Annotated in this window: 37 protein-coding genes and 3 pseudogenes; all 40 read left to right on the top strand. The window is 57.1% G+C overall.

Annotated elements, in window-relative coordinates:
* Window positions 1-195 (top strand): annotated as a pseudogene (gene tuf / locus B3759_RS14405) (elongation factor Tu); the annotation flags it as partial.
* Between the two features lie 146 nt (window positions 196-341).
* Window positions 342-650, top strand: coding sequence for a 30S ribosomal protein S10 (rpsJ, locus tag B3759_RS14400; protein WP_007282720.1), 309 nt, complete (start codon window positions 342-344; stop codon window positions 648-650).
* Between the two features lie 10 nt (window positions 651-660).
* A complete protein-coding gene (rplC, locus tag B3759_RS14395; protein ID WP_291366858.1) occupies window positions 661-1,344 on the top strand; it encodes a 50S ribosomal protein L3 in 684 nt (227 codons plus the stop codon).
* A 5-nt stretch (window positions 1,345-1,349) separates the two neighbouring features.
* The gene (gene rplD, locus B3759_RS14390; RefSeq protein ID WP_010666054.1) at window positions 1,350-1,964 is read left to right on the top strand and encodes a 50S ribosomal protein L4; all 615 of its coding nucleotides are present in this window, start codon (window positions 1,350-1,352) and stop codon (window positions 1,962-1,964) included.
* A 35-nt stretch (window positions 1,965-1,999) separates the two neighbouring features.
* Complete coding sequence (locus B3759_RS14385) at window positions 2,000-2,296, top strand: 50S ribosomal protein L23 (RefSeq protein WP_180952759.1); 297 nt, start codon at window positions 2,000-2,002, stop codon at window positions 2,294-2,296.
* A 16-nt stretch (window positions 2,297-2,312) separates the two neighbouring features.
* Window positions 2,313-3,143 carry a 50S ribosomal protein L2 gene (rplB, locus tag B3759_RS14380; protein WP_010666052.1) on the top strand — a complete coding sequence of 277 codons (831 nt, stop codon included), beginning with the start codon at window positions 2,313-2,315 and terminating at the stop codon, window positions 3,141-3,143.
* 13 nt (window positions 3,144-3,156) lie between these two features.
* On the top strand, window positions 3,157-3,435 hold the full coding sequence (gene rpsS / locus B3759_RS14375; RefSeq protein WP_010666051.1) for a 30S ribosomal protein S19: 279 nt from the start codon (window positions 3,157-3,159) through the stop codon (window positions 3,433-3,435).
* Window position 3,436: 1 nt separating this feature from the next.
* The gene (gene rplV / locus B3759_RS14370; RefSeq protein WP_010666050.1) at window positions 3,437-3,844 is read left to right on the top strand and encodes a 50S ribosomal protein L22; all 408 of its coding nucleotides are present in this window, start codon (window positions 3,437-3,439) and stop codon (window positions 3,842-3,844) included.
* A gap of 2 nt (window positions 3,845-3,846) precedes the next feature.
* Window positions 3,847-4,524, top strand: coding sequence for a 30S ribosomal protein S3 (gene rpsC, locus B3759_RS14365; RefSeq protein ID WP_010666049.1), 678 nt, complete (start codon window positions 3,847-3,849; stop codon window positions 4,522-4,524).
* A gap of 13 nt (window positions 4,525-4,537) precedes the next feature.
* Window positions 4,538-4,954: a 50S ribosomal protein L16 gene (gene rplP / locus B3759_RS14360; RefSeq protein ID WP_010666048.1), complete on the top strand. Its 417-nt coding sequence runs from the start codon at window positions 4,538-4,540 to the stop codon at window positions 4,952-4,954.
* 1 nt (window position 4,955) lies between these two features.
* Window positions 4,956-5,189: a 50S ribosomal protein L29 gene (rpmC, locus tag B3759_RS14355; RefSeq protein ID WP_010666047.1), complete on the top strand. Its 234-nt coding sequence runs from the start codon at window positions 4,956-4,958 to the stop codon at window positions 5,187-5,189.
* A gap of 11 nt (window positions 5,190-5,200) precedes the next feature.
* Entirely contained in the window at window positions 5,201-5,473 is a 273-nt protein-coding gene (gene rpsQ, locus B3759_RS14350) for a 30S ribosomal protein S17 (protein WP_099347534.1), read from the top strand.
* A 16-nt stretch (window positions 5,474-5,489) separates the two neighbouring features.
* Window positions 5,490-5,858: a 50S ribosomal protein L14 gene (gene rplN / locus B3759_RS14345; RefSeq protein ID WP_010666045.1), complete on the top strand. Its 369-nt coding sequence runs from the start codon at window positions 5,490-5,492 to the stop codon at window positions 5,856-5,858.
* The gene (gene rplX, locus B3759_RS14340) at window positions 5,858-6,178 is read left to right on the top strand and encodes a 50S ribosomal protein L24 (RefSeq protein ID WP_010666044.1); all 321 of its coding nucleotides are present in this window, start codon (window positions 5,858-5,860) and stop codon (window positions 6,176-6,178) included. Before rplN ends, rplX begins: the two co-directional genes overlap by 1 nt.
* A 10-nt stretch (window positions 6,179-6,188) precedes the next feature.
* The gene (gene rplE, locus B3759_RS14335; protein ID WP_010666043.1) at window positions 6,189-6,755 is read left to right on the top strand and encodes a 50S ribosomal protein L5; all 567 of its coding nucleotides are present in this window, start codon (window positions 6,189-6,191) and stop codon (window positions 6,753-6,755) included.
* Window positions 6,756-6,899: 144 nt separating this feature from the next.
* On the top strand, window positions 6,900-7,205 hold the full coding sequence (gene rpsN, locus B3759_RS14330; RefSeq protein WP_010666042.1) for a 30S ribosomal protein S14: 306 nt from the start codon (window positions 6,900-6,902) through the stop codon (window positions 7,203-7,205).
* A gap of 9 nt (window positions 7,206-7,214) precedes the next feature.
* Window positions 7,215-7,568, top strand: a pseudogene (rpsH, locus tag B3759_RS14325) (30S ribosomal protein S8); the annotation flags it as partial.
* 118 nt (window positions 7,569-7,686) lie between these two features.
* Window positions 7,687-7,839 (top strand): annotated as a pseudogene (gene rpsH, locus B3759_RS14320) (30S ribosomal protein S8); the annotation flags it as partial.
* A 10-nt stretch (window positions 7,840-7,849) separates the two neighbouring features.
* Window positions 7,850-8,383, top strand: a complete 534-nt coding sequence (gene rplF / locus B3759_RS14315; protein ID WP_010666040.1) for a 50S ribosomal protein L6 — start codon at window positions 7,850-7,852, stop codon at window positions 8,381-8,383.
* Window positions 8,383-8,745 carry a 50S ribosomal protein L18 gene (gene rplR, locus B3759_RS14310; RefSeq protein ID WP_010666039.1) on the top strand — a complete coding sequence of 121 codons (363 nt, stop codon included), beginning with the start codon at window positions 8,383-8,385 and terminating at the stop codon, window positions 8,743-8,745. The genes rplF and rplR overlap by 1 nt, the downstream gene beginning before the upstream one ends.
* Window positions 8,746-8,758: 13 nt before the next feature.
* On the top strand, window positions 8,759-9,337 hold the full coding sequence (gene rpsE / locus B3759_RS14305; protein WP_010666038.1) for a 30S ribosomal protein S5: 579 nt from the start codon (window positions 8,759-8,761) through the stop codon (window positions 9,335-9,337).
* Window positions 9,330-9,515, top strand: a complete 186-nt coding sequence (gene rpmD, locus B3759_RS14300; protein WP_010666037.1) for a 50S ribosomal protein L30 — start codon at window positions 9,330-9,332, stop codon at window positions 9,513-9,515. Before rpsE ends, rpmD begins: the two co-directional genes overlap by 8 nt.
* Window position 9,516: 1 nt before the next feature.
* Window positions 9,517-10,008 (top strand): 50S ribosomal protein L15, encoded by a 492-nt coding sequence (gene rplO, locus B3759_RS14295; protein WP_291366848.1) that lies wholly within the window; start codon window positions 9,517-9,519, stop codon window positions 10,006-10,008.
* Between the two features lie 125 nt (window positions 10,009-10,133).
* Window positions 10,134-11,495 (top strand): preprotein translocase subunit SecY, encoded by a 1,362-nt coding sequence (secY, locus tag B3759_RS14290; RefSeq protein ID WP_010666034.1) that lies wholly within the window; start codon window positions 10,134-10,136, stop codon window positions 11,493-11,495.
* Complete coding sequence (locus tag B3759_RS14285) at window positions 11,492-12,160, top strand: adenylate kinase (RefSeq protein ID WP_291366845.1); 669 nt, start codon at window positions 11,492-11,494, stop codon at window positions 12,158-12,160. Before secY ends, B3759_RS14285 begins: the two co-directional genes overlap by 4 nt.
* A 139-nt stretch (window positions 12,161-12,299) precedes the next feature.
* Entirely contained in the window at window positions 12,300-12,677 is a 378-nt protein-coding gene (gene rpsM / locus B3759_RS14280) for a 30S ribosomal protein S13 (protein ID WP_010666032.1), read from the top strand.
* 110 nt (window positions 12,678-12,787) lie between these two features.
* Window positions 12,788-13,180 carry a 30S ribosomal protein S11 gene (gene rpsK / locus B3759_RS14275; RefSeq protein WP_010666031.1) on the top strand — a complete coding sequence of 131 codons (393 nt, stop codon included), beginning with the start codon at window positions 12,788-12,790 and terminating at the stop codon, window positions 13,178-13,180.
* Between the two features lie 125 nt (window positions 13,181-13,305).
* Window positions 13,306-14,325 carry a DNA-directed RNA polymerase subunit alpha gene (locus B3759_RS14270; protein WP_026200130.1) on the top strand — a complete coding sequence of 340 codons (1,020 nt, stop codon included), beginning with the start codon at window positions 13,306-13,308 and terminating at the stop codon, window positions 14,323-14,325.
* Between the two features lie 24 nt (window positions 14,326-14,349).
* A complete protein-coding gene (gene rplQ, locus B3759_RS14265) occupies window positions 14,350-14,775 on the top strand; it encodes a 50S ribosomal protein L17 (RefSeq protein ID WP_010669147.1) in 426 nt (141 codons plus the stop codon).
* A gap of 327 nt (window positions 14,776-15,102) precedes the next feature.
* Entirely contained in the window at window positions 15,103-16,149 is a 1,047-nt protein-coding gene (locus tag B3759_RS14260) for an ABC transporter substrate-binding protein (protein ID WP_408736498.1), read from the top strand.
* 22 nt (window positions 16,150-16,171) lie between these two features.
* Window positions 16,172-16,939, top strand: a complete 768-nt coding sequence (locus B3759_RS14255; protein ID WP_291366839.1) for an ABC transporter permease — start codon at window positions 16,172-16,174, stop codon at window positions 16,937-16,939.
* Window positions 16,936-17,730, top strand: a complete 795-nt coding sequence (locus B3759_RS14250) for an ABC transporter ATP-binding protein (RefSeq protein ID WP_291366837.1) — start codon at window positions 16,936-16,938, stop codon at window positions 17,728-17,730. Before B3759_RS14255 ends, B3759_RS14250 begins: the two co-directional genes overlap by 4 nt.
* Before the next feature lie 69 nt (window positions 17,731-17,799).
* Window positions 17,800-18,027 carry a hypothetical protein gene (locus B3759_RS14245; protein WP_291366835.1) on the top strand — a complete coding sequence of 76 codons (228 nt, stop codon included), beginning with the start codon at window positions 17,800-17,802 and terminating at the stop codon, window positions 18,025-18,027.
* Between the two features lie 123 nt (window positions 18,028-18,150).
* Entirely contained in the window at window positions 18,151-18,327 is a 177-nt protein-coding gene (locus B3759_RS14240) for a DUF1328 domain-containing protein (RefSeq protein ID WP_291366833.1), read from the top strand.
* A gap of 151 nt (window positions 18,328-18,478) precedes the next feature.
* Window positions 18,479-19,552: a quinone-dependent dihydroorotate dehydrogenase gene (locus B3759_RS14235; protein WP_291366831.1), complete on the top strand. Its 1,074-nt coding sequence runs from the start codon at window positions 18,479-18,481 to the stop codon at window positions 19,550-19,552.
* On the top strand, window positions 19,549-20,439 hold the full coding sequence (locus B3759_RS14230) for a TIGR01459 family HAD-type hydrolase (protein ID WP_291366829.1): 891 nt from the start codon (window positions 19,549-19,551) through the stop codon (window positions 20,437-20,439). Before B3759_RS14235 ends, B3759_RS14230 begins: the two co-directional genes overlap by 4 nt.
* A gap of 191 nt (window positions 20,440-20,630) precedes the next feature.
* Window positions 20,631-21,314 (top strand): Fe2+-dependent dioxygenase, encoded by a 684-nt coding sequence (locus tag B3759_RS14225; RefSeq protein ID WP_291366827.1) that lies wholly within the window; start codon window positions 20,631-20,633, stop codon window positions 21,312-21,314.
* A gap of 368 nt (window positions 21,315-21,682) precedes the next feature.
* Entirely contained in the window at window positions 21,683-23,965 is a 2,283-nt protein-coding gene (locus B3759_RS14220; RefSeq protein WP_408736497.1) for a TonB-dependent receptor, read from the top strand.
* Between the two features lie 13 nt (window positions 23,966-23,978).
* On the top strand, window positions 23,979-24,692 hold the full coding sequence (locus B3759_RS14215; RefSeq protein ID WP_291366823.1) for a tetratricopeptide repeat protein: 714 nt from the start codon (window positions 23,979-23,981) through the stop codon (window positions 24,690-24,692).
* Window positions 24,693-24,726: 34 nt separating this feature from the next.
* A complete protein-coding gene (exbB, locus tag B3759_RS14210) occupies window positions 24,727-25,449 on the top strand; it encodes a tonB-system energizer ExbB (RefSeq protein WP_291366821.1) in 723 nt (240 codons plus the stop codon).
* Window positions 25,450-25,453 lie beyond the last annotated feature (4 nt).

Below are 25,453 nucleotides of genomic sequence, written 5' to 3'. Positions count from 1 at the left end.
TTCTACTTCCGCACGACCGACGTCACTGGCGTTGTTCACCTGCCGGAAGGCACGGAAATGGTCATGCCGGGCGACAACATCGCTATGGATGTCGAGCTGATTGCTCCGATCGCCATGGATGAAGGTCTCCGTTTCGCTATCCGCGAAGGTGGCCGCACGGTTGGTGCAGGCGTGGTCGCTTCGATCACTGAGTAAGACGGGGCAGGTGCCCCATAGCCCTTGATTGGGTGGGCCCTGAACTGAGTGTCCCCGGTCGGAGTGATCCGGCCGGGGTCTTACTTGGCGGTGGGATATCCCGGGCAGACCCTGACCGGATTAGAAAGTTGGACTGAAACAAGACGATGGACAACCAGAACATCCGCATTCGCCTAAAGGCGTACGATCATCGCGTGCTCGACAACAGCACGAAAGAGATCGTCAACACGGCGAAGCGTACGGGTGCGCGGGTTCGGGGTCCTATCCCGCTGCCGACGCATATCGAACGGTTCACTGTGAACCGCTCACCCCACGTGGATAAGAAAAGCCGCGAACAGTTCGAAATTCGGACTCACCGCAGGCTGCTCGACATTGTCGAGCCGACCCCGCAGACCGTGGACGCCCTCATGAAGCTCGACCTCGCCGCTGGCGTTGATGTCGAGATCAAACTCTAAGGTCCAGACGATGCGTACCGGATTGATCGCAAGAAAGCTGGGTATGACCCGGCTGTTTAAGGAAGATGGCACTCATGTGCCCGTCACTGTTCTGCATCTCGATGATTTGCAGGTGGTTGATGCCCGTACCGAAGAGCGCGACGGTTACACCGCTGTGCAGCTCGGTCTTGGCAAGGCCAAGGTGAAGAATGTCACGAAGCCGAACCGCGGCCATTATGCCCGCGTGAAGGTCGAGCCGAAGAAGGCTGTGCGCGAATTTCGCGTTGCTGCCGACGCCGTTCTCGAGCCAGGCACCCGTATCCTCGCCTCCCACTTCGTGGTTGGTCAGAAGGTGGATGTCACCGGCACGAGCAAGGGTAAGGGATTTGCTGGCGCCATGAAGCGCTGGAACTTCGCCGGTCTCGAAGCTTCTCACGGTGTGTCCATCTCTCACCGTTCACATGGTTCTACCGGTAACCGTCAGGATCCCGGCAAGACCTTCAAGAACAAGAAGATGGCTGGTCACCTTGGTGATGAGCGCGTGACGACATTGAACCTGGAAGTGGCTGCGGTCGATCCGGAGAAGAATCTGGTCATGATTCGTGGTTCCATCCCGGGCGCGAAGAACGGACTGGTCATGGTCCGTGACGCGATCAAGAAGGCCCTTCATGCAGAGGCGCCGTATCCGGCAGCCGTTGCGACGGCGGAGGGCTGAGGACGATGGAACTCGATATCAAAACCCTCGATAACGGCAGCGCCGGCACAGCCACGCTTCCGGACGAGATTTTCGCTGTTGCGCCGCGTGCCGACATCATGGCGCGTGTGGTTCACTGGCAGCTGGCCAAGCGCCGCGCCGGCACCCACAAGGTGAAGGGCATGGGCGAGGTCTCCGGCACGACGAAGAAGCCGTACCGCCAGAAAGGCACCGGCTCTGCCCGTCAGGGCTCGCTGCGCGCGCCGCAGTATCGTACCGGTGGTGCGGTTCATGGTCCGGTTGTTCGCGATCATGGCTATGATCTTCCCAAGAAGGTGCGTCGTCTCGGTCTGATCTCCGCTCTTTCCCAGAAGGCGAAAGACGGCAAGCTGATCGTTCTCGATGCAGCTGATGGCGTGACGAAGACTGCTGAGCTGGCTGTGAAGCTGAAGGCTCTGGGTCTGACATCCGCTCTGATCGTGGACGGCACAGTGAACGAAGGTTTCGTTCGCGCCGCCCGCAATCTGCCGAAGATTGACGTCCTGCCGACCATCGGCGCGAACGTCTATGACATTCTCAACCACGACGTCCTTGCGGTCACCCGCGCTGGCGTTGAAGCCCTCAAGGAGCGACTGGCATGACAAACGTGCTTGCGATCCGCAAGAAGGCGGAAAAGATGTCGCGCGAAGCGCTCTACGACATCGTTCGTGCGCCGCTGATCACCGAAAAGGCGACGGCGATGTCCGAGAAGAATCAGGTGGCCTTCAAGGTCGCCTCCTCGGCCACCAAGCCTGAGATCAAGGTCGCGGTTGAGACTCTTTTCGGCGTCAAGGTCGTCAGCGTTTGCACGCTGGTTCAGAAGGGCAAGACGAAGCGTTTCAAGGGTCGTCCCGGACAGCGCTCCGATATCAAGAAGGCGTTCGTACAGCTGGCGGAGGGTCAGTCGATTGACCTGACCGCCAAGCTGGCGTGACGCGGGGTATCTACACATGGCATTGAAGCACTTTAATCCCGTCACGCCGAGCCTTCGTGGCACGGTACTGGTGGACCGGGCTGACCTGTGGAAGGGTAAGCCGGTCAAGCAGCTGACCGAGGGCAAGAACAAGTCCGGCGGTCGTAACAATCATGGTCGCACGACGTCGCGTTTTCGTGGCGGCGGTCACAAGCAGTCCTATCGCTATGTCGACTTCAAGCGTCGCAAGCTGGACGTGCTGGGCACCGTTGAGCGTCTGGAATATGACCCGAACCGTACGGCGTTCATCGCGCTGATCAAGTACGAAGACGGCGAACTGGCCTACATTCTGGCCCCGCAGCGTCTGAAGGTTGGTGATCAGGTCATCGCGGGTACCCGCGTTGATATCAAGCCGGGCAATGCTATGCCGCTGGCTTCGATCCCCGTCGGAACGATCGTGCATAACATTGAGCTGAAGCAGGGCGCTGGCGGCAAGATGGCTCGTTCGGCTGGCACCTATGCCCAGCTGGTCGGCAAGGACTCTGGCTACGCCCAGATCCGCCTGCAGTCCGGTGAACTTCGCGTTGTGCGTGGTGAATGCTTCGCAACGGTTGGTGCGGTGTCCAATCCGGACAACATGAACCAGCACATGGGCAAGGCTGGCCGTATGCGCTGGCTCGGTCGCCGTCCGCACAACCGAGGCGTTGTCATGAACCCGGTCGACCATCCGCATGGTGGTGGTGAAGGCCGGACCTCGGGTGGCCGTCATCCGGTTACGCCGTGGGGCAAGCCGACCAAGGGTTACAAGACACGGGTCAACAAGCGTACGGACAGTCTGATCATCCGTCGCCGGAAGACCGGCAAGTAAGGGGCAATAAGAGATGGCACGTTCCGTCTGGAAAGGCCCGTTCGTAGACGGGTATCTGCTGAACAAGGCCGAGGCGTCACGCGCGTCGGGTCGTAACGAGGTGATCAAGATCTGGTCACGTCGTTCCACGATCCTTCCGCAGTTCGTTGGTCTGACGTTTGGTGTTTATAACGGTCACAAGTTCCTCCCGGTTCAGGTGACTGAAAACATGGTTGGCCACAAGTTTGGCGAATTCTCTCCGACCCGTACCTTCCATGGTCACGGTGCGGACAAGAAGTCGAAGCGAGGCTGAGATGAGCAAATCCAAGCATCCTCGCGTTCTGGCTGAGAACGAAGCACAGGCAATCACGCGGAATATCCGCGTGAGCCCCCGCAAGCTTGGTCTTGTTGCCGGTCTGATCCGCAACAAGCCGGCTGCTCAGGCAGTGGCGACCCTCACGTTCTCCAAGCGTCGTATCGCTCAGGACGTGAAGAAGACACTTGAGAGCGCGATTGCGAACGCCGAGAACAATCATCAGCTGGACGTTGACCAGCTGGTTGTGAAGACAGCCGATGTGGGCAAGTCGATCGTGATGCGTCGCTTCCATGCACGTGGTCGTGGTCGTTCCGCTCGCGTCGAGAAATTCTTCAGTCACCTGAAGATTGTCGTGGCCGAGCGTGCGCCCGAGCCTGAGGCAAAGACGGAAGAGAAGGCGGCCTGACGATGGGACATAAAGTCAATCCGATCGGGCTTCGGCTCGGTATCAACCGCACCTGGGACAGCCGCTGGTATGCAGATGCTGACTATTCCCGGCTGCTGCATGCAGATCTGAAACTGCGCGCTTTCCTGCGTCGCAAGCTGGCTGGTGCGGGTGTTTCCCGCGTGGTCATCGAGCGTCCGGCAAAGAAGCCGCGTGTGACGATCTATGCTGCGCGTCCGGGCGTTGTCATCGGCAAGAAGGGTCAGGACATCGACGCACTCCGCAAGGAGCTGACGAAGATGGCTGGCACGGAAGTCGCGCTGAACATTGTCGAAATCCGCAAGCCGGAAATCGATGCGACACTGGTGGCCGAGAACATTGCTCAGCAGCTCGAGCGTCGCGTGGCATTCCGTCGCGCCATGAAACGTGCGGTTCAGTCGGCCATGCGTCTCGGCGCCCAAGGTATCCGAATCAACTGCTCGGGTCGTCTTGGTGGCGCTGAAATCGCTCGTATCGAGTGGTATCGTGAAGGTCGTGTGCCGCTGCATACACTTCGTGCCGACATTGATTATGGAACTGCAACAGCGAAAACGACCTACGGCACCTGCGGTGTGAAGGTTTGGATCTTCAAAGGTGAGATCCTTGCCCAGGACCCGATGGCCCAGGATCGTCGCGCCGCTGAGCAGGCGCCGCAGCGCTGAGGGATAGAGAACAATGCTTTCTCCAAAGCGGACTAAATTCCGCAAGGCCCACAAGGGCCGCATTCATGGCTTGGCCAAGAGCGGCACGCAGCTGAATTTCGGCGCGTTCGGTCTCAAGGCTCTTGAGCCGGAGCGTATCACGGCACGCCAGATCGAGGCGTCCCGTCGTGCGATCACCCGTGCGATGAAACGTGCTGGTCGCGTGTGGATTCGTATCTTTCCGGATCTTCCGGTCTCGACAAAGCCTGCCGAAGTGCGTATGGGCTCCGGCAAGGGATCTCCGGAATACTGGGTGGCCCGTGTTAGACCGGGTCGTATCCTGTTCGAGATCGAGGGGGTTCCACCAGAAGTGGCGCGTGAGGCGCTCGCTCTTGGTGCTGCGAAACTTCCGATCAAGACGAAGTTCGTGACCCGAATCGGAGAGGCATAAGATGAGCAAGGCACTCAAGCCGGCTGATCTGCGTGTGAAATCCGTTGATGAGTTGCAGGCGCTTCTTCTCGATCTGAAGCGCGAGCAGTTCAATCTTCGGTTCCAGCAGGCCACCGGTCAGAATGAAGGGGCAAGCCGCGTGCGTGTTGTTCGCCGTGACATTGCCCGTATCAAGACGATCGTAGCTCAGGCTGCGAAGAAGACTGCCGCGGCTGGTGCTGCGGCCAATTCCTGAGGGAGCGGCTAATGCCTAAGCGCATTCTCAGCGGGCGTGTGACCAGCGACAAGATGGACAAGACGATTACCGTTCTTGTCGATCGTCGTATCATGCACCCGCTTTATAAGAAGTTCATTCGTCGCTCTAAGAAGTATGCGGCGCATGATGAACTTAACGTATGCAAGATTGGAGACGCGGTTCGCATCGAAGAATGCACGCCGATTTCCAAGCGCAAGACCTGGACGGTCATCTCACGCAACGGCGAAGTCGTTGGTGGTGCTGCGTCCGGGAACGCTGCGTAACAGGGGTATAAGGTAAATGATCCATCCCGAGACCAACCTCGAGGTCGCCGATAATTCAGGCGCGCGTCAGGTGCAGTGCATCAAGGTGCTGGGCGGTTCCAAACGGAAGTCTGCCTCGGTCGGCGACGTGATCGTCGTTTCCGTCAAGGAAGCGATTCCCCGTGGCAAGGTGAAGAAGGGTGACGTCCATCAGGCCGTTATCGTTCGGACGTCCTACCCGGTGCGTCGTGCAGACGGCAGTGCGATTCGCTTCGACCGCAACGCGGCTGTGCTGATCAACAAGCAGCAGGAGCCGATCGGTACGCGTATCTTTGGCCCGGTTGTCCGTGAGCTGCGTGCGCGCAAGTTCATGAAGATCATCTCGCTGGCGCCGGAGGTGCTGTAATGGCTGCTCGTATCAAAAAGGGTGACACCGTCGTTGTAACGACCGGGTCTTCCAAGGGCGTTCGCGGTGAAGTTCTCTCGGTTCTGCCGGTCGAGAACAAGGCTGTTGTCCGTGGCGTTGCGGTTGCAAAGCGCCACAAGCGCGCAACGCGCATGGGTGAGGAAGGTGGTATCATCGAGCGCGAAGCGCCGGTGAATCTCTCCAACCTTGCTCTGATCGATCCGAAGAGCGGCAAGCCGACCAAGGTTGGTTTCCGTGTTCTTGATGATGGTCGCAAAGTTCGAGTCGCCAAGGCGACCGGCGAAGTGATCGAAGGCTGAGGAGGGACTGATGGCTACCGAAAATACGCACGTCGTCCCTCGCCTCAAGGCACGATATGAAGCTGAGCTGGCCGGCAAGCTGCGTGAGCAGTTCGGCTACAAGAATGTCATGCAGGTTCCCCGCCTTGAGAAGATCGTTCTCAACATGGGCGTGGGCGAAGCTGCTGGTGATCAGAAGAAGCTTGACGCTGCCCTGAATGAAATGATGCTGATCGCTGGTCAGCGTCCGGTCAAGACAGTGGCGAAAAAAGCAATCGCGGGTTTCAAGATCCGTGAAGGTCTTCCCATCGGCTGCAAGGTGACCCTGCGTCGCGCACGGATGTATGAGTTTCTTGATCGTCTGGTGACGATTGCGATGCCTCGTATTCGTGACTTCCGTGGTCTGCCTGCGAACAAGGGCTTTGACGGACGTGGCAACTTTGCTCTGGGGCTGAAAGAACAGCTGATCTTCCCGGAGATCGAATACGACAAGGTTGACCAGGTTCGTGGCATGGACATCATCTTCGTGACAACGGCGAAGACGGATGCCGAGGCAAAGGCGCTCTTGAAAGCTTTTGATCTTCCCTTTATGGGGTGAGCCAACACGGCTTGATCGTTCCCTGTGGCCTTTGCGGGCCTCAGGGTGTTTTAGCCTGACGGCAACTCTGTTGACGTCAGGTAGTATGTAAGGTTTTGGAAAACCGCTGGAATGGTCCGGCAGGTTCCGGAGGGTAAATCAGGCATGGCCAAGATTTCCGCCGTCAACCGTAACGCCAAGCGCGCCTATATGGCTCAGCGCGATAAGGCGAAGCGGCTGGCGCTTAAAAATATCGTGATGGATCGCACCCTTCCTATGGAAGATCGCTTTGAGGCTTCCCTTAAGCTTTCCGAGCTTCCCCGGAATGGTTCCCGCGTTCGTGTGCGTCTGCGCTGCAAGCTGACAGGCCGTTCGCGCGGTAACTACCGTAAGTTTGAGCTGTGCCGTATTGCGCTGCGTGACTTGGCTTCGAATGGCCAGATCCCGGGCGTGGTCAAGGCGAGCTGGTAAGGGGCGGCAATGTCACTTTCTGATCCCTTGGGTGATATGCTCACCCGTATCCGTAACGCACAGCGCGCTCGTCATGCCGCGTGTGTTGCGCCGGCATCACGGCTGCGCGCCAGCGTGCTTGAGGCTCTGAAGCGTGAAGGCTACATTCGTGGCTTCGCGGTTGAGGAAATCCGTAAGGGTATTTCCCAGATCCGTATCGAGCTGAAATATTCGGAAGGCGAGCCGGTGATCAAAGAGATCCACCGTGTGTCGCGTCCAGGACGTCGCGTCTATTCCAAGATCAAGGAATTGCCGCGTGTCTATGCTGGCCTCGGTGTGTCGATCCTTTCGACGCCGCGTGGTGTTCTCTCCGATGCAGAGGCTCCCCCCCCCCCCCCCCCGGGGGGGGGGCTTTCCCCCCCCCGGGGGGGAAGGGGGAAAACGGGGGGGGGGGACCCCCCCGGCCCGGGGGGGGGGGGGGAAAGGGGGGGGGGGGGCCCCCCCCGCGTTNNGCGTCTATTCCAAGATCAAGGAATTGCCGCGTGTCTATGCTGGCCTCGGTGTGTCGATCCTTTCGACGCCGCGTGGTGTTCTCTCCGATGCAGAGGCTCGCGCCGCCAATGTTGGCGGCGAAGTTCTCTGCCGCGTATTCTGAGGAGGGATAGATGTCACGCGTAGGCAAATATCCCGTTGAGGTTCCTGCCGGAGTGACTGTCAGTATCAACGCTGGCATTCTGACGGCTAAAGGTAAACTCGGCGAGCTTAAGCTTCCATTGTCTCCTCTGGTTGAGACGACGGTCGACGAGGGTAAGGTTGCGGTCAAGCCTCTCGGTTCTCTGGCCCAGGCCCGGATGATGTGGGGCACGACCCGTGCTCTCGTCGCTTCCATGGTCAAGGGTGTTTCCGAAGGCTATTCGAAGACACTTGAAATTACAGGAACGGGTTTCCGTGCTGCTGTGCAGGGATCCAATCTTGTGATGAACCTCGGCTACTCTCATGACGTCGTGTATCCGATTCCTCAGGGAATCAAGATCACGACGCCGCGTCCGACAGCCGTGGTCGTCGAAGGCATTGACAAGCAGCGTGTTGGTCAGGTTGCGCTCGATATTCGCAACTTCCGTAAGCCGGAGCCCTACAAGGGCAAGGGCGTGCGTTATGAGACCGAGACCATTCGTCGCAAGGAAGGCAAGAAGAAGTAATGAGCACTCAGCAGGAATTGCGGGAACGGCGGCGCAAGCGCCTTCGCTTCCAGCTCCGCCGCAAGGCCGGCGGGCGTCCGCGCCTGTCGGTGTTCCGTTCAGGCAAGAACATCTATGCCCAGGTGATCGACGATGCCGCCGGCCTTACAGTGGCCGCCGCATCCTCTCTGGACAAAGAGTTCCGTACGGGCGGTGCGACTGGAGCAAACCGGGATGCCGCAGCGGCAATCGGCAAGCTTGTTGCCCAGCGTGCGGTTGCCGCCGGTGTGACGCAGGTTGTGTTCGATCGCGGCTCCTATATCTATCATGGGCGCATCAAGGCGCTCGCGGAGGCTGCCCGCGAGGGCGGTCTCTCGTTCTGAGGAGGGGCGCGTAATGGCACGTGAACCGAGAGAAGGTGGTCGTGGTCGCGACCGCGATCAGCGTCAGGACCGTGAAGGTGATGATCTGATCGACAAGCTCGTGACGATCAATCGTGTTGCGAAAGTGGTTAAGGGCGGTCGTCGCTTTGCTTTTGCTGCACTGGTTGTCGTGGGTGATCAGAAAGGTCGCGTTGGATACGGAGCGGGTAAGGCTCGTGAAGTTCCCGAGGCGATCCGTAAGGCTACTGAAAAGGCGAAACGCGGCATGATCCGCGTTCCCATGAAGGAAGGTCGTACGCTGCATCATGACGTTGCCGGTCACTTCGGTGCCGGTAAGGTGGTTCTTCGTTCGGCGGAAGCCGGAACGGGGATCATCGCTGGTGGCCCGATGCGCGCCGTGTTCGAAAGCCTTGGCATCAACGACGTTGTCGCCAAGTCGCTTGGAACGCGTAACCCGCATAACATGGTGAAGGCGACGTTCGCGGCGCTGGAGCGTTGTGCAAGCCCGCGTGCGGTTGCAAACCGTCGTGGCAAGAAGGTCTCTGATATTCTTGGCAAGCGCGAGCAGGTAGCGGAGGGCGCAGATGTCTGAGGCTAAAACTGTTCGTGTTACACAGATTGCGTCCGGAAACGGACGCAAGCCAGGTCAGCAGGCAACGCTCGTCGGTCTGGGTCTGAACAAGATTGGTCGCACGCGCGAGCTGCAGGATACACCGTCAATTCGGGGTATGCTGAACAAGGTAGCCCACCTGGTGAAGGTGGAGGATTGAAATGAAACTTCATGAACTCCGCGATAACGAGGGTTCTCGTTATCGCAAGAAGCGCCTTGGACGTGGTATCGGCTCTGGTAAGGGCAAGACCTCGGGTAAGGGTGTAAAAGGTCAGAAGGCTCGTGAGGGTGTTTCCCTGAATGGCTTCGAAGGTGGTCAGCTTCCGCTGTATCGTCGTATGCCGAAGCGGGGATTCAAGAATATCTTCCGTAAGGTCTATGCTCCGGTGAACCTTGGTACACTTGAGAAGGCTATTGCTGACGGTAAGCTTGAAGCCGGATCAGTGATCAATGAGGAAGCTCTTCGTAAGGCTGGTCTGGTCGGTACGGGCAAATATGCCGGTATCCGTCTGCTTGCTGACGGTGAGATTTCCCGGGCGGTGACTGTTGAAGTTGCTGGTGCGTCCGCATCGGCTATTGCTGCAGTCGAGAAAGCTGGCGGGTCTGTGAAGACACTCGCCGCAGCTCGGAAAGAAGCCAACGCGGCTTCCTGACATGACTCTGAAGGCAGAACCAATTCTGCCTTCTAGGTTATGTAAGTTTGATTTGCAGGCGTTGGTGTCTGCCACGACAGCGCCCCACTTTGCGGTGGCGCTGTTTTTTGTGAAAGGACAGGCGTATGGCCTCGGCGGCTGAGCAACTCGCGGCCAATTTTAATCTGGGTTCCTTCGCCAAGGCGACGGAACTCAAGAAGCGGATCTGGTTCACGCTGGGAGCCCTGATCGTCTATCGTCTGGGCACCTATATCCCTGTCCCGGGCATTGACGCGAAGGTGATGGGGCAGCTTCTGGCCCAGCATCAGGGTGGCATTCTTGGCATGTTCGACATGTTCACGGGCGGCGCGCTTGGACGCATGACCGTGTTCGCCCTGAACATCATGCCCTACATCTCGGCTTCGATCATCATTCAGTTGATGTCGACAGCCATTCCCTCGATGGAAGCTCTCAAGAAAGAGGGCGAGCATGGACGGAAAAAACTTAACCAGTATACGCGTTACCTGACGGTCGCGATTGCGTTCTTTCAGGCGTACGGCATTGCGGTCGGGCTTGAGCGAATGAGTTCGTCAGCTGGCTCCGCAGTCGTTAATCCGGGACTGTTCTTTCTCGTCTCCTGCGTTTTCACGCTGGTTGGCGGGACCATGTTCCTGATGTGGCTTGGTGAACAGATCACGTCCCGTGGGGTTGGTAACGGTATCTCGCTGATTATCTTCGCCGGCATCGTTGCAAATCTGCCGCATGCCTTGGCGACATTGTTTCAGCTTGGATATACCGGCGCGCTCTCGCCGTTCTTCGTGCTGGTGTTTCTGGTGCTGGCGGCACTTACGATCGTCTTTATCGTATTCATGGAGCAGGCGCAGCGTCGTGTCGTGATCCAGTATCCCAAGCGCCAGATGGGTAATCGCGTTTTCGGCGGCGAATCGACTCATATGCCGCTAAAGGTCAATACGGCTGGAGTGATCCCTCCGATCTTTGCTTCTTCCGTGCTGCTGATTCCCGTCACCATTGCGGGCTTCATGAACGGAAAGGGGATGCCGGGCTGGTTGTCATTCCTCGGACAATCACTGGGTCAGGGACAGCCGCTCTACATGCTGTTCTATGCGCTGATGATCGTTTTCTTTTCCTATTTTTATGCGGCGGTCACGTTCAATCCGGAAGAAACAGCCGACAACCTGCGTAAGCAGAGTGGCTTCATTCCTGGCATTCGCCCGGGTGCATCAACAGCGGCGTATTTCGATGGAATTCTGACCCGTCTGACGACGATCGGCGCCCTGTATCTTGTTGCTGTCTGTCTGCTGCCTCAGATCCTGATCAGTCGCTATAATGTGCCTTTCTATTTTGGTGGTACAAGCCTGATCATCATCGTATCGGTGACAATCGATACGGTTACCCAGATCCAGTCTCATCTGGTGGCGCACCAGTATCAGGGGCTGATCCAACGTAATCGAAAGAGCGGTTCCAATCGGAGGATCGTCCGCAAATGAATATTATTTTTCTTGGTCCGCCGGGCGCGGGTAAAGGAACCCAGTCCAAGCGGCTTGAGGCGCGTTACGGCATCGCCCAGATTTCAACGGGTGATATGCTGCGCGCTGAAGTGAAGGCTGGCTCCGATGTTGGCCGTGAAGCAAAGTCGCTGATGGATGAGGGAAAGCTTGTTCCTGACACCATCATCGTCAGCATGCTGGAATCCCGTATTCAGCAGCCTGACTGCGCCAAGGGCTTCATTCTTGATGGTTTCCCGCGGACGGTGGCGCAGGCTGAGGCGCTGGACGTTGTTCTCGCACGCCTCTCCCGCAAGATTGACGTTGTTCTGATGCTGGAAGTGGATGAGGACGCTCTGGCCGATCGTATCGCCGGTCGTTTCTCCTGTGCGAAATGTGGCGCGAGCTATAACGACGTGTCCAAGCCGACACAGGTGGCGGATACATGTGATCTCTGCGGTTCGCATGAGTTCACGCGACGGGCGGATGACAACCGTGAGACAGTGGCATCCCGACTGACAGCCTACAGAAACGAGACGCTTCCTCTCCTGCCTTATTATGAGGACAAGGTGATGGTTGCGTTCATTGATGGCATGGCGCCCATCGATGAAGTGAGCGGGCAGATCGATTCAACGATGGCTGAAGTCGAGAAGCTCACGCAAAAGTGATCTATCTGGATTGACTCTTCATGCCTGCCCGGTCTATTGCGCGCGCTCTGGACCGCATGGTCGCCTGGCGATCAAAAGGGCGGCAAATTAATTCGAATCAACGCCGGACGCGCAGTCGGGCGGACTAGGAGTGTGTAGCGTGGCGCGTATTGCCGGCGTTAATATCCCAACGAACAAACGTGTTGTGATCGGACTGCAGTATATTTACGGCATCGGTCAGACAAAAGCTCAGCAGATCTGCAAGAACCTCGGTTTGCCTGACGCGAAGCGCGTCAACGAACTGAGCGACGACGAGATCATGAAGATCCGTGAGACCATTGATAATGACTATCGTGTCGAGGGTGACCTTCGTCGTGAAGTTGCGATGAACATCAAGCGTCTCATGGATCTGGGTTGCTACCGTGGCCTTCGCCACCGTCGTGGCCTGCCTGTGCATGGACAGCGGACGCATACCAATGCGCGTACCCGTAAGGGTAAGGCTGTTGCCATCGCTGGTAAGAAGAAAGTAGCGCGTTAATCAATACGCCTTCGGGCGTATCAGACAAATTCAGGTATCTGCCGGTTTTGTGCCGGCAGTTGCCGGGCGGGCTCAATCCGCCCTTACAGTGAAAAGGCAAGGCGACAGACATGGCGAAGGCCGCTGCACCGCGTATCCGCAAGAAAGAACGCAAGAACATTATCTCGGGCGTGGCGCATGTGCTCTCCACGTTCAACAACACGATGATCACGATTTCCGACGCCCAGGGGAATGCCATCGCATGGTCCTCCGCTGGTGCGCAGGGTTTCAAGGGTTCGCGTAAGTCCACACCGTATGCTGCACAGGTTGCTGCTGAAGATGCAGGCCGCAAGGCTCGCGAACACGGCATGGAAACGCTGGACATCGAAGTGTCGGGTCCGGGTTCGGGACGTGAGAGCGCTCTGCGTGCTCTTCAGGCTGTTGGCTTCCAGATCGCCTCGATTCGCGATCTGACGCCTGTGCCGCACAACGGCTGCCGTCCGCGCAAGCGTCGTCGCGTCTGATTGAGGTTCCTGTTCCGGAAAGTGGTTCGCCATTTTCCGGGGCGGGGTCTTTATTGAAGTTGCCCCGGCTTTCGGTCGGGGTTTCCGCCGTCTTGTTGCGGCCCCCTTATTGAAAGGCCGAGACCTTGGTGCTCCAGAAAAACTGGCAATCACTGATCAAGCCGGAGAAGCTGGAAGTCGAACCCGGCTCCGTCCCGTCTCGCGTGGCGACGATCGTTGCCGAGCCGCTGGAACGCGGCTTTGGTATGACGCTCGGGAATGCTCTGCGTCGCGTTCTTCTTTCTTCTCTTCAGGGCGCGGCGATCACCGCGATCCAGATTGACGGCGTTCTGCATGAATTCTCGGCTGTGCCGGGTGTGCGTGAAGACGTTACGGATATCGTCCTGAACATCAAGCAGCTCGCTCTCAGCATGCATGGCGAGGGCCCGAAGCGCATGGTGCTCACGGCGACCGGACCGGGCGAAGTCAAGGCCGGTCAGATCCAGACGGGCCACGGCATCGAGATCATGAATCCGGATCTGGTCATCTGCACCCTCGATGAGGGTGAGAAGCTGGGTATGGAATTCACCGTGAACATCGGCAAAGGCTATGTTCCGGCTGCGGCGAACCGTCCGGAAGACGCACCGATCGGGCTTATCCCCATCGATGCGATCTACTCCCCGGTGAAGCGCGTGTCTTACAAGGTTGAGCCGACCCGTGTGGGTCAGGTGACCGACTTTGACCGTCTGCTGCTGACTGTTGAGACGAATGGCGCCGTGACGCCTGAAGATGCTGTCGCTCTGGCGGCGCGTATTCTTCAGGATCAGCTGCAGCTGTTCATCAACTTCGATGAGCCGCGTCCTGTCGTCACGACGGAGCCGCAGGATGACCTGCCGTTCAACCGCAACCTGCTGCGCAAGGTTGACGAGCTTGAGCTGTCAGTGCGTTCGGCGAACTGCCTGAAGAACGACAACATCATCTATATTGGCGATCTGGTTCAGAAGACCGAGCAGGAAATGCTCCGTACGCCGAACTTCGGTCGTAAATCACTGAACGAGATCAAGGAAGTCCTCACCACCATGGGACTTTCACTTGGTATGAATGTTCCGGCGTGGCCGCCGGAGAATATTGAGGATCTGGCGAAGCGGCTCGACGAGCCCTTCTGATCCGCGACAACAGGAGACTTAACAATGCGTCATGGTGTTGCCGGTCGGAAGCTCGGCGTTACCTCCACCCATCGTGCAGCGATGTTCCGCAACATGGCGGTCGCTCTTATCAAGCACGAACAGATCACGACGACTCTGCCGAAGGCGAAAGAACTTCGCCCGGTTGTTGAGAAGCTGATCACGCTCGGTAAGCGCGGTGATCTGCATGCTCGTCGTCAGGCTTATGCCCAGCTGCGTGATGATGCGATCGTCAGCAAGCTGTTCTCGGCTGTCGCCGATCGCTACAAGGCTCGTACGGGCGGTTACACGCGCGTTCTGAAGGCTGGCGTTCGTTATGGCGATGCGGCTGACATGGCTGTGATCGAGCTGATCGATCGTGACGTGAATGCGAAGGGTCAGGACAGCGGTCCGCGCCCGGTTGCTCACGAAGAGGCTGATCTGGCTGCCTAAGCCATTTCATCTGAAAAAAAAGCCGGTCCTTGGGGGCCGGTTTTTTTTTGCCTGAATGTCAGGTAGCCAATTTTTCAGAGCCCTATTCTTCATCTAAAATGGCAAGGCTTCTCTGATTCTGGTGGCTAAAATGGATGAGTGGCAGGCAAGGTTTTCCCTTGGTCATCTCTCCCAATTTGAAATTGCAAAATCACTTCAATAAATACAAAATAAAATAGTAATATATAAAAATAACGATTATATTTTGTTTGTATTGTTGTTGTGCGCTGTTGTCAGTGATAGATCTGTTTCATCTTCAGGTGATGCACTCACGAACAGGGGTCGTTTATGGCGTTCCGAAATAAACTCAGAAAGCTGGTGACAGGCGCAATCGCTGCTGCTGGCATGACATTGGCAGTTGCACAGGCAGCAACCGCAGCCCCTGTTCGCGTTGGTTATATCCCCGTTCTTGGATCTTCAGCACTGTTTGTTGTGGACGGAGAAGGATGGGCGAAGACGGCCGGACTGGATCTGGAGCTGGTCAGATTTACGTCTGGTCCTCATGCCATTCAGGCGCTCGTTGCCGGTCGTATTGATGCCTATGTCGCAGGTGTCCTGCCGTTGCTGCAGGTGAGATCACGCGGTGTAGACGTCAAGGTTGTCGCCAGCGGAGCGATTGAAGAACTGTCGGTGATTTCGCGTGGCAAGCTCGCCGAAGGACTGGATGCTGCCAAGCCCGGTGGACTGACCAAAGAGCAGCTTACGGCCCGTATTGCGGATTTCACAAAAACAGCTGGACGTAAGCCCAAGATCGCGGCTCAGCCAACGGGTTCGGTGCCGGATACGGTGCTGCGTTACTGGCTTAAGGCGCAGGAAGGACAGGATCTCTCCAGCGTTGATATTGTCGGAATTGATATTGATGCGGCCCAGCAGGCCTTTCTGGCACAGGCCGTGGATGCCGCCATTCTGCGAGAGCCTGCTCTAACCATTATCCAGATGCGTGTGCCGGAAGCCCGTATTCTGGCGACAGGACACGATCTGTTGCCGGGACAGCCCGGATCGGTTCTGGCGGTGGTCAGTCCGAACTCACCCGAGCATGCGCCCTGGTCCGGCAAGTTGACTTCGCTGTTTGTCAAGGGAACGGATCTGATTGCAGCGCACCCGGAAGAGGCCGCTCCATTTGTGGCGAAAGCTCTGGGTGGCGGCCTGATGAAACCCGCCGTGATCGAGCAGGCTCTGAAGAATTCAGCGGCGCAGTTTGTCTCTGACCCTGAGAAAATCATTCCCGGAGTAAAAGCGCTTCAGGATTTTGAGGTGCAGCAGGGTGTTCTGCGTTCGGCAGTACCGGTAGAGGATCTGTTCGATCTGAAGATGTGGCGTCAGCCTGCGCCGTAAGTGCAGGATTAGAGGGTTTGGGATGAATGGTTTGCATATAGGCGCCGGAGGCCGGATCGGTCTCGGCGCCGTGGGTTTGCTGCTGCTGCTGGCAATCTGGCAGGCGTCAGTGCAGTTTCATCTCGTCCCGCCCGGTCTGCTCCCTGCGCCAACCGAACTCTGGACGGCCTTTGTTTCGGAAGTATCGGGTGGCTTCTGGGTTCAGGCCATCAAGGACAGCCTTGTTCATTATATCGCCGGGTTACTCATTGGCTCCGTTCTGGGAGCCGGTGCAGGACTTGTCTGTGCTTCCATTCCCATCGTCGATGCTCTGACAGGCGGCGTTGTTCGCCTGCTGCGACCAATCCCCGGACTGGCTTGGGTGCCGTTCGCCATTCTCTGGTTTGGCCTGAACAATGTGGGCGCGACTTTCGTCATCGCCATTTCGGTTTTCTGGATCAATTTCTACGCCGCCTATGGGGCCGTAAAATCGGTCGATCAGGAACTGTATGAAGTGGCGGCTGCTTTCGGACATCGCGGGTTTTTGGCGCGTCTGCATTATGTGACGTTGCCCGCCGCGATGCCGGGTCTGCTGGCTGGTCTTCGCACGGGGCTTGGGCAGGGCTGGATGTCGGTGGTGGCGGCGGAACTGTTCGGTGTGCCGGGCGTGGGAGCCCGCATGATGCAGGCTTCCAGCCTTCTCGCGACCGATATTGTGGTTGTCTACATGATTACGATGGCGGGCCTCTACGCATTGACGGATTTTCTGTTCGGTCTCGTGCGGGATCGGGTGCTGAGGTGGCAGGGATGAGTGATATGACCTCTCTGGTGCGTGTGCAGGATGCCGGTCTTTCTCATGATGGCGGGAAGAACTTCATCTTTCGTCATGTCGATCTGGAGATTGAGGAGGGGCAGTTTGTTGCCGTCCTCGGTCCGTCCGGTGTGGGAAAATCCACCCTCCTGCGTGTGATCATGGGACTGATCGCGCCGACAGAAGGCACAACGACATTATCGACTGCCCGTGAGCAGCAGACCGGAAGCCGACGTTCCGCGCTGGTGTTTCAGGACGCACGCCTGATGCCTTGGCGGACGGTGCGGGGAAATGTGGAGCTTGGTCTGGAAGGGCTTGGGCTCAGTCGCAGTGAACGGCACCAGCGTGCGGAGGGCTCTCTGGAGTTGGTGAAACTTTCTGCCGAAGCGTCCCGCTGGCCGCGACAGCTTTCTGGTGGACAGCGGCAGCGTGTCGGCGTCGCGCGGGCGTTGACGGTGAATCCGGACCTGCTGCTCATGGATGAACCTTTCGGTGCGCTGGATGCGATCACGCGCAAAAATCTTCAGACCGAACTGCTGGCGATCTGGCAGAAGACACGCAAAACCGTGTTGTTTGTGACCCATGACATTGACGAGGCGCTGCTGCTGGCGGACCGTGTCATTGTGCTGGCAGGCAAGCCGGCATCCGTGAGAGGCGATCTCAAGGTGGGGAAGCGTCCGCGTGACCCATCCTCCCCTGCGCTACGAGCCTTGGCTGGTCGTCTGAGGAGTCTGATCGCCGGTGAGGAAGATCCGGGTGATACACCGTATTGGCAGGCGGCTGAGATCTGAAACGGCGCTTGCCCGGGTTGTGAATGGGAAGCAGAGCACGGCTCCTGAAGCCTGAAAGAGGAGAGGGTAATGGCTAACGGTCGCGTGGATGAGGACGATTACACGCTGGAAAGTGGTATTGAGTCTCTGCAGAGCAGTATTTCTGGTGGAACGCAGGCTACAGGCTCACGGTTGAGCGATGTCTTTGAAGATGGGTGTGACGTGTTGCGGGATGTGACCGTGGATACACCCCGTCTGAGTGTCGGTGTTGCGCTGTTTCTGGGAAGTGTCTTTGGAGCGTGGTTGGCGCGCCGGTAAGCCGGGGCGGGCTAATCGTCCGTTTTTGCAAGAATTTTCCTGTCAGGACCTGTTTTTCATGCAACCGGACCGCCCACTAACTGTTTATGGGTAGTAATACATTCTCATCATAGGAGAAGAGACGTGCTCAGGCTGGCTCTGTTTTTTCTGATTGTTTCGATCATCGCGGGCCTGTTCGGGTTTGGAGGCATCTCCAGCGCTGCTGCAGGTATGGCGAAAATTCTGTTCTTTATTGCTGTGATTATCTGCGTTGTACTTTTTGCGCTGGTGCTCATAGGGGTGGGGGCAGCCTCCAGATAAGGCTGGGGAAGCAGTCGTACAGGAAGCGGAAACATCAAAAGGTGTTTCCGCTTTTTTTTGCTCGTCAGGCTTTGCTTGAAACCGCACAAAGGAGGCCGTCTCCGTTTCACTCCCCTTTTCAGACGGTCGCTGTTCAGGCAGCATCCGCCTCATGAAAGACCTGACTGATATCCTGATTTCCCCCATGCTTCCGCTCGTCAGGAAGCTCGATCCTGAGCAGGCCCACAAGCTTGCTATTGACGCTCTGTCGCTTGGTGTTGGCGTCCCGGCGAAGCGCAAGAAAGATGACCCGGCTCTGGCCGTCCGGACGCTGGGCATGCGTTTTCCAAACCCTATTGGCATGGCGGCCGGTTTCGACAAGAACGGTCGTGTCATCCGCCCTCTGGCGCGGATCGGCTTCGGTTTTGTTGAAGCCGGAACGGTGACGCCGCGTCCGCAGGCCGGCAATCCGAAACCCCGTCTGTTCCGGTTGGATGAAGATCGTGCGGTCATCAATCGCATGGGCTTCAACAATGACGGGATCGACCGGTTCGCCGTGCGTCTGGCCAAGTTGCAGCGTGGCAAGGGGTATCATCCCGGTGTGCCGGCCGGCGCTAATCTGGGTATCAACAAGGTCGGCGCTGACCCTGAAAAGGATTACCCGGACCTGATCCGACGCGTGAAGCATTACGTCGACTATGTTGTGCTGAACCTGTCCTCACCCAACACACCGGGGTTGCGCTCGCTTCAGGGAGCGGAACGTCTGACGGGTCTGCTGGCCGCAATTTCCGCTGTGCATGAGGAACGGCCGCCTTTGCTGATCAAGCTGGCCCCCGACCTTGCCGAAGAAGAAATTGCACCGATTGTGGAGGCGGCTGTTGCGGGTGGCGCGGATGGTCTGATCATCAGCAACACGACATTGGCGCGTCCAGCGACGCTACGAAGCCGTTTCGCGGCTGAGGCTGGTGGCCTGTCAGGTCGTCCGTTGCGGGAACGTGCGCTGACCATGCTGCGGGAAGTCGCCCGGCTTGTGAATGGGCGTCTGGCGCTGATTGGATGTGGCGGGATTGAAACTGGCGCGGACGTGGTGGACCGTATTCGTGCCGGTGCGGATCTGGTGCAGGTATATTCCGCCTTTGCGTATGAAGGGCCCGCTCTGGTTGGGCGTCTCAAACACGAAGTGCTGGGCATCATGCGTGAGCAGGGCGTTGAATACATCGGCGATCTGAAGGGAGCGGATTTGTGAGTGAGCGAAAGATTGAGGTGCTTCAGGGGATTGCTCCGCTTCTGGACCGTTATGATGGCTTTATCGTCGATCTCTGGGGAACCGTGCATAATGGGGTCCGGCCGTTTCCGGGTGTGCTCGACTGCCTTCGGACCCTGAAAGAACGGGGCAAGCGTATTGTCCTGCTGTCCAATGCCCCGCGTCCGGCTGCGATCATTCGTGATCAGCTGGCGACAATGGGTGTGGATGGTTCACTTTATGATGGCATCATCACCAGCGGCGAAGTCACCTGGCGCGTTCTAGCCGGATGCACGGATCCATCAGTAGCTCAGGCATGGCCGTGGGTAAAAACGCTCGGCAAGCGGGTGTTCCATATTGGTGGCCAGCATGACCTGTCGATGTTCGAAGGGCTGGGTGTGGAGCTTGTCAGCAATCCTGCCGATGCGACGTTCGTGCTGAACACGGGACCGGATGAGCGTCGTGGCCAGACGGAACTGGAGCCGTATCTGGAGATTCTGTCGGCCTGCGCTGTGAGGGATCTGCCGATGATCTGCGCCAATCCGGACATGGAAGTGATGCGCGATGGCGTCCGTCTGATCTGCGCCGGACTTCTGGCCCGGGCCTATGAGCAGAAAGGCGGCGTTGTGCAGTGGATCGGCAAGCCTTTTCCGCCGGTTTATGAACCTGTGTTCGAACTGCTGGGCGATATTCCCAAGAACCGTATTCTGGCGGCAGGTGATGCGCTGGCCACCGATATTCGGGGTGCTGCGAATGTCGGCGTCGATGCGTTGTGGGTGCTTGCGGGTATTCACGGTGAAGGGTTGGCGGATGATCCTGCGCAGGCTCAGGAGGAAGCGGATGGGGCCGCCCTTGCTCCGGTTGCGAGTGTGCCTGCGTTTGTTCTCTAAGACGTAGAAATCCTTCGGGATAGTTCCTTCTAGAGGCACGGTTCGTTTTGAACCGTGCTTTTTTTATGAATGGATTGCGCCGTCTTGCAGGGAAGCAGGATATCGAAGGTGTCTGAATAAAATTGCGAATGAATATCACTTTCATATATAGCGCGAGGGAATGTCCTTTTTGTGCTGTGAAAGTTGTTCTGATGCTCGTGCATATCCCCCGGATACTGACGCCGGATGAAGTGGCCCATTGCCGTAAATCTCTTGAAGAGTCGGAATGGGTCGATGGCAAGGTGACTGCGGGCGAACAGTCGGCAAAAGCAAAATATAACCTGCAGATTCCACAGGATTCAGAAGTCTCTCTTGCGCTGGGTGACCTTATTCTCAGGGCGCTGGGACGGAGTGCGCTGTTCACGACGGCTGCCCTGCCGCTGCGTGTTTTTCCACCACTGTTCAATCGCTACGACGAAGGCATGCAGTTCCGGGCGCATATCGATAATGCAATCCGTCCTTTGCCTGGAACAGGTTTTCGGATCCGGACAGACGTTTCTTCCACGCTGTTTCTCAGTGACCCGGAAGACTATGACGGCGGAGAGCTTGTGATCGAAGATACATATGGCAGTCACAAGGTGAAATTCCCAGCGGGGGATCTGGTGCTGTATCCGGCGACCAGTCTGCATTCCGTGGCTCCTGTCACGCGAGGCAGTCGCTGGGCCTCATTTTTCTGGACGCAGTCGATGGTGAAAGATGATGGAAAACGAACGCTGCTTTATAATTTTGATCAATCCATCATTGAGGTGCGGAAGGATCTGTCTGACGAACATCCAGCCGTCCTTGGACTGACTGCGACCTACCATAATCTTGTCCGGGAATGGGCGGAGTTATGAGCTTGAAGTCATAACTCTTTTATCTGTGCCATAAGATTTTCATGACATGACCTAAAAATATCTCTGTTTTAGAGCCGCTCAGGATGTGAGGCATTTTTGTCACAGATGGAAAATAGGTCATGACATGTTTGATGGCAGTGATTTTTGGGTATGTTTCTAAAGTCCATTAAAAACAGTGCATTAGAATATGTAGAAGAATTACGAAGTCTTGTGGAAATCTTTTGCAATGGAAGGATTGCGTTCCGAAATGAAAAAGACTGTTTTAGATATTGCGAATCATTCGCGATTGCAGGTAACTGGGATCGCAATATCAGGTAACATTTACTGAAGGCGCCGAGCCGGTTGTGGCCTGCGCCAGGAGCATGGAAATGAATCAGTCTGCGCGGGTGGCTGGGCGAACGCCCAAGGTCGGTCTGGCTGTGGCGGTGGGTATGTCGGCCGGGTTTGGCGTGGGGGAAGCAAAGGCGCAGACGGCCCAGACAACAGACACGACAGAGTCCGAACCTTCCATTGCCCTGCCGACGCTCAAGGTCAAAGGGCAGGAAGATGAAGGTGCAACAGCGGGCAATACGAACAGCACGGTTCTGGGAATTTCCCGCATGCCGACGTCCGTGCGGGATACGCCGCAAAGCATTACCGTCATCCCTCAGGAAATCATCAAGGAACAGCGCGCCTATACGCTGGATCAGGCGCTGGCGAACGTGCCGGGCATCACGCTCTCCACAGGTGAGGGCAATGGCGGTCTGAACGGTGACCAGTTCCGTATCCGCGGCCTGCAGGCGCGTGGCGATATGTATACGGATGGTCTGAAGGATTTCGGCACTTACACGCGTGATATGTTCAATATCGACAGCGTTCAGGTCATCAAGGGACCATCCGGCGAATATTTCGGCGCGGGAAATGTCGGTGGCATCATCAATCAGTCCCTGAAGCACGCCCACGCTGGAGATTCATATAGCTACGATCAGGCTTTCGGAAGCGCGTCTCTCTATCGCGGCAATGCCGACGTCAATTATCAGATCAATGATGACATCGCTCTTCGCGTCAACGGCCTGTATAACCGCGCGGGTGTAGCCGGTCGTGAACTGGTTGAGTCCAACCGTTATGGCACCGCAGTTGATCTCGGCGTTGGTCTGCGCAGCAAGACGTCATGGCACCTGAACTGGCAGTGGATGCACAGTGACAACGTGCCTGACTATGGCGTGCCGATGCTGAAAATGGCGGACGGTATTTCCCGTCCGATCACCAGTCATGGCCTGAGCCGGGATACTAGTTACGTTCGTTCTTTCGACCGTGACAACTCGGATATTCACAATCTGACATCGCAGGTGAAGTCTGAAATCACACGCTGGTTCACGCTGACAAACGATACGCGTCTGACCAAATATGAGCGTGAATACACCGCGACGACGCCGAATGCATGCTCCACGGCAGCCTGTGTTTCCCAGTTCATGGCGGGAGGCAATCCGGCGCTCAGCTATGGTGCGGGCGGCGGTGCAGCGTATAACCAGAAGGGCTGGGGTGCGCAGAACGTCCTGATGGGCAACTTCCACTTTCATACAGGCAGCGTAAAACACGAGATCAAGGCTGGTGTTGACGTCAATTACGAAGATGACGACCGTTATTACGGCACATGGTATAACCGTGTTGCCAACCAGACCATTCGTAATCCGACGCATTCCAGTGGTGGTGGTTATGTGACTTTCCCAAAGTCCGGTTACAGAAATGCCGATGCGACGGATGTTGGACTGTTCTTCTCGGATCGTATCCAGCTGACCAAGCAGCTCACCCTGTTCGGAACGGCGCGCTGGGATCATTTCAACAGCACGTATGTCGGTGGCGATGGCCAGCAGCGTCAGTCGCAGTCTGCCGACCGCTGGAGTCCGTCAGGAAGTATCGTTTACTCACCAGTGAAAATGGCGTCGTTCTATTTCACCTTCTCGCGCTCTTACAAGCCGACGGGAACGGACGTGTCCTCAATGGTCACGCTTTCTGGAAATACGGGTGAAACGCCATCCAATTCCAAGGATTTCAAACCGCAGCGCAGTGACTTGTTCGAATTCGGTAGCAAGGCGGACTTCTTCCACAAACGACTGGGTGCAACCCTTGCATTCTTCCAGATCAGCGAAAACAATTCGTTCTATTATGATGCGAATGGCGACATGGTCACCGGATTTGCCGATCAGGGAAGCGGACGACGCGTGCGTGGTGTCGAAGTCAGTCTGACCGGAAAGATCACGAAAAACTGGAATATCTACGGCACTTATTCCTACATGGATGGCAAGGTCACGCACAGCGCCACGGCCAAGGGAAATGAAGCGCCTCAGGTTTCCCATAACAATTTCTCGGTCTGGAGTTCTTTCGATCTGCAGGATTACGTGCTGAATCCGGGCTGGGGGCAGCTGAAAGTTGCCGGAGGCGCACAGTATGCTTCGGGATACTGGGCAGGTCCGGATGTCACCAATACGGCCCGTATTCCCTACACCTTCTCACTGAACGGAATGGTTTCCTGGGAGGTCAAGCACTATCGGGTTTCCTTCAATGCGAACAACCTGACCGATCATCTGAACTATGCTTCGGCTTTCTCGTCCAGCCGTGTCGTTCCGGCACCCGGACGGAGTTTTATCGGCAATGTCGGCCTTACATTCTGAAGAAAAGTCCAGAATGGACAATGAGCGATCCACCTCAGCGCTTCTGGCGCTGGGGCAGATCTGTCTGAATCATGGCGATGGAGAAAGGGCATTCAGTCTGTTTGAAGCCGCTGCCCGCAGTGGTTCGGCGGACGCACTGAACATGCTGGGGCGGGCGTATGAACGTGGCTGGGGCGTTCGCCGCAATCCTGCTGTGGCAGCAACGTATTTTCAGGCTGCTGCTGAAAAGGGAAACGGTTGGGCGCTATTCAATCTTGCCGATCTCTGTTTCTCCGGAGAAGTTGGCGAGAAAAACCCAGTCATGGCCTATTGGCTTTATGTTGAAGCCGCCCGGAAAGGCGTTGCCAAAGCACTGAACATGCTGGGTCTTCTGCATGAGGATGGACTGTCGGGACAATTGGCCCCGGAAGAAGCGGCAACTTTCTTTCATGCCGCTGCGATGGCGGGCGACTGCTGGGGGTTCGTCAATACAGGTCGCCTGCACCTTGCAAGGAACGAGATAAAGGAAGCTGTTTTCGCTTTCAGGAAAGCACTTTCTCTTGGTTTCTGTGATGTTTTTCTGGCGGTGAAGGAGCTTCTGGAAAGCTTCCCTCTTCACCCGGACCTTCGTCCTGTCCTGCTGGAAGCTGAAAGACTTCTTCGCGCCTCTTCCTGTCAGGCACAGCCTGTTTCCGGGAAGAGGAGGTCAGAGGCAGATCACACTGTCTCTTCTGATATCAGACTTTGAAAATGTGCTGTCATTTACTCATCGGAGGTCTTTCATGAATGCTCTCTCCTTTTCCCCGTGGGACATGTTCCTCAATGCCGGCCCCGTGGTCCAGAGCGTCATGATGCTTCTGGCGCTGGGCTGTGTGCTGACCTGGACAGTCGCCTTGGCCAAGACAATCGAATTCACGCATGTCCAGCGACGTCTTGCTGTCGCAAAACGTGCCCTGCGACAGGCAAATACGCTGGACCAGTGTGATGAGGCTGCTTGTCCGGGCGTTGCGCTTGCCATGATCGGTGCAGCACGGGAAGAGGAGCAGGCATCCTCGGATATTGAAGACGATGCTGACGGTATCAAGGAACGTGTCGTTCTCGCGCTTGAGCGTCTCGAAGCCGAAGAGGCCCGGCGGTTGATGAAAGGGACCGGTCTTCTCGCCACCATCGGCGCAATCTCACCTTTCGTCGGTCTGTTCGGCACCGTGTGGGGGATCATGACGTCATTTACCGGTATTGCTGCGACAAAGGCGACCAGTCTGGCCGTGGTTGCGCCGGGCATTGCCGAAGCCCTGCTGGCGACGGCTATTGGTCTGGTCACGGCTATTCCCGCCGTGGTGATTTACAATGCTCTTTCCCGTCGGACAGTGACGTGTCGCGCTCAGGTAGCGGACGTGGCTGCTCTCGTCCTGCGTCTGGTGTCGCGCGATCTTTCGCGGATGCGGTCACTGCTTGGCACGGGTCAGGTGGTACGCCTGAGCGCCCGCAATGCTGTCGCGGAGTAAAGGG

Source organism: Acetobacter sp. UBA5411, from assembly GCF_002409645.1.
Taxonomy (GTDB): Bacteria; Pseudomonadota; Alphaproteobacteria; order Acetobacterales; family Acetobacteraceae; genus Acetobacter.
This window is presented reverse-complemented; position numbering and strand designations above follow the sequence as displayed.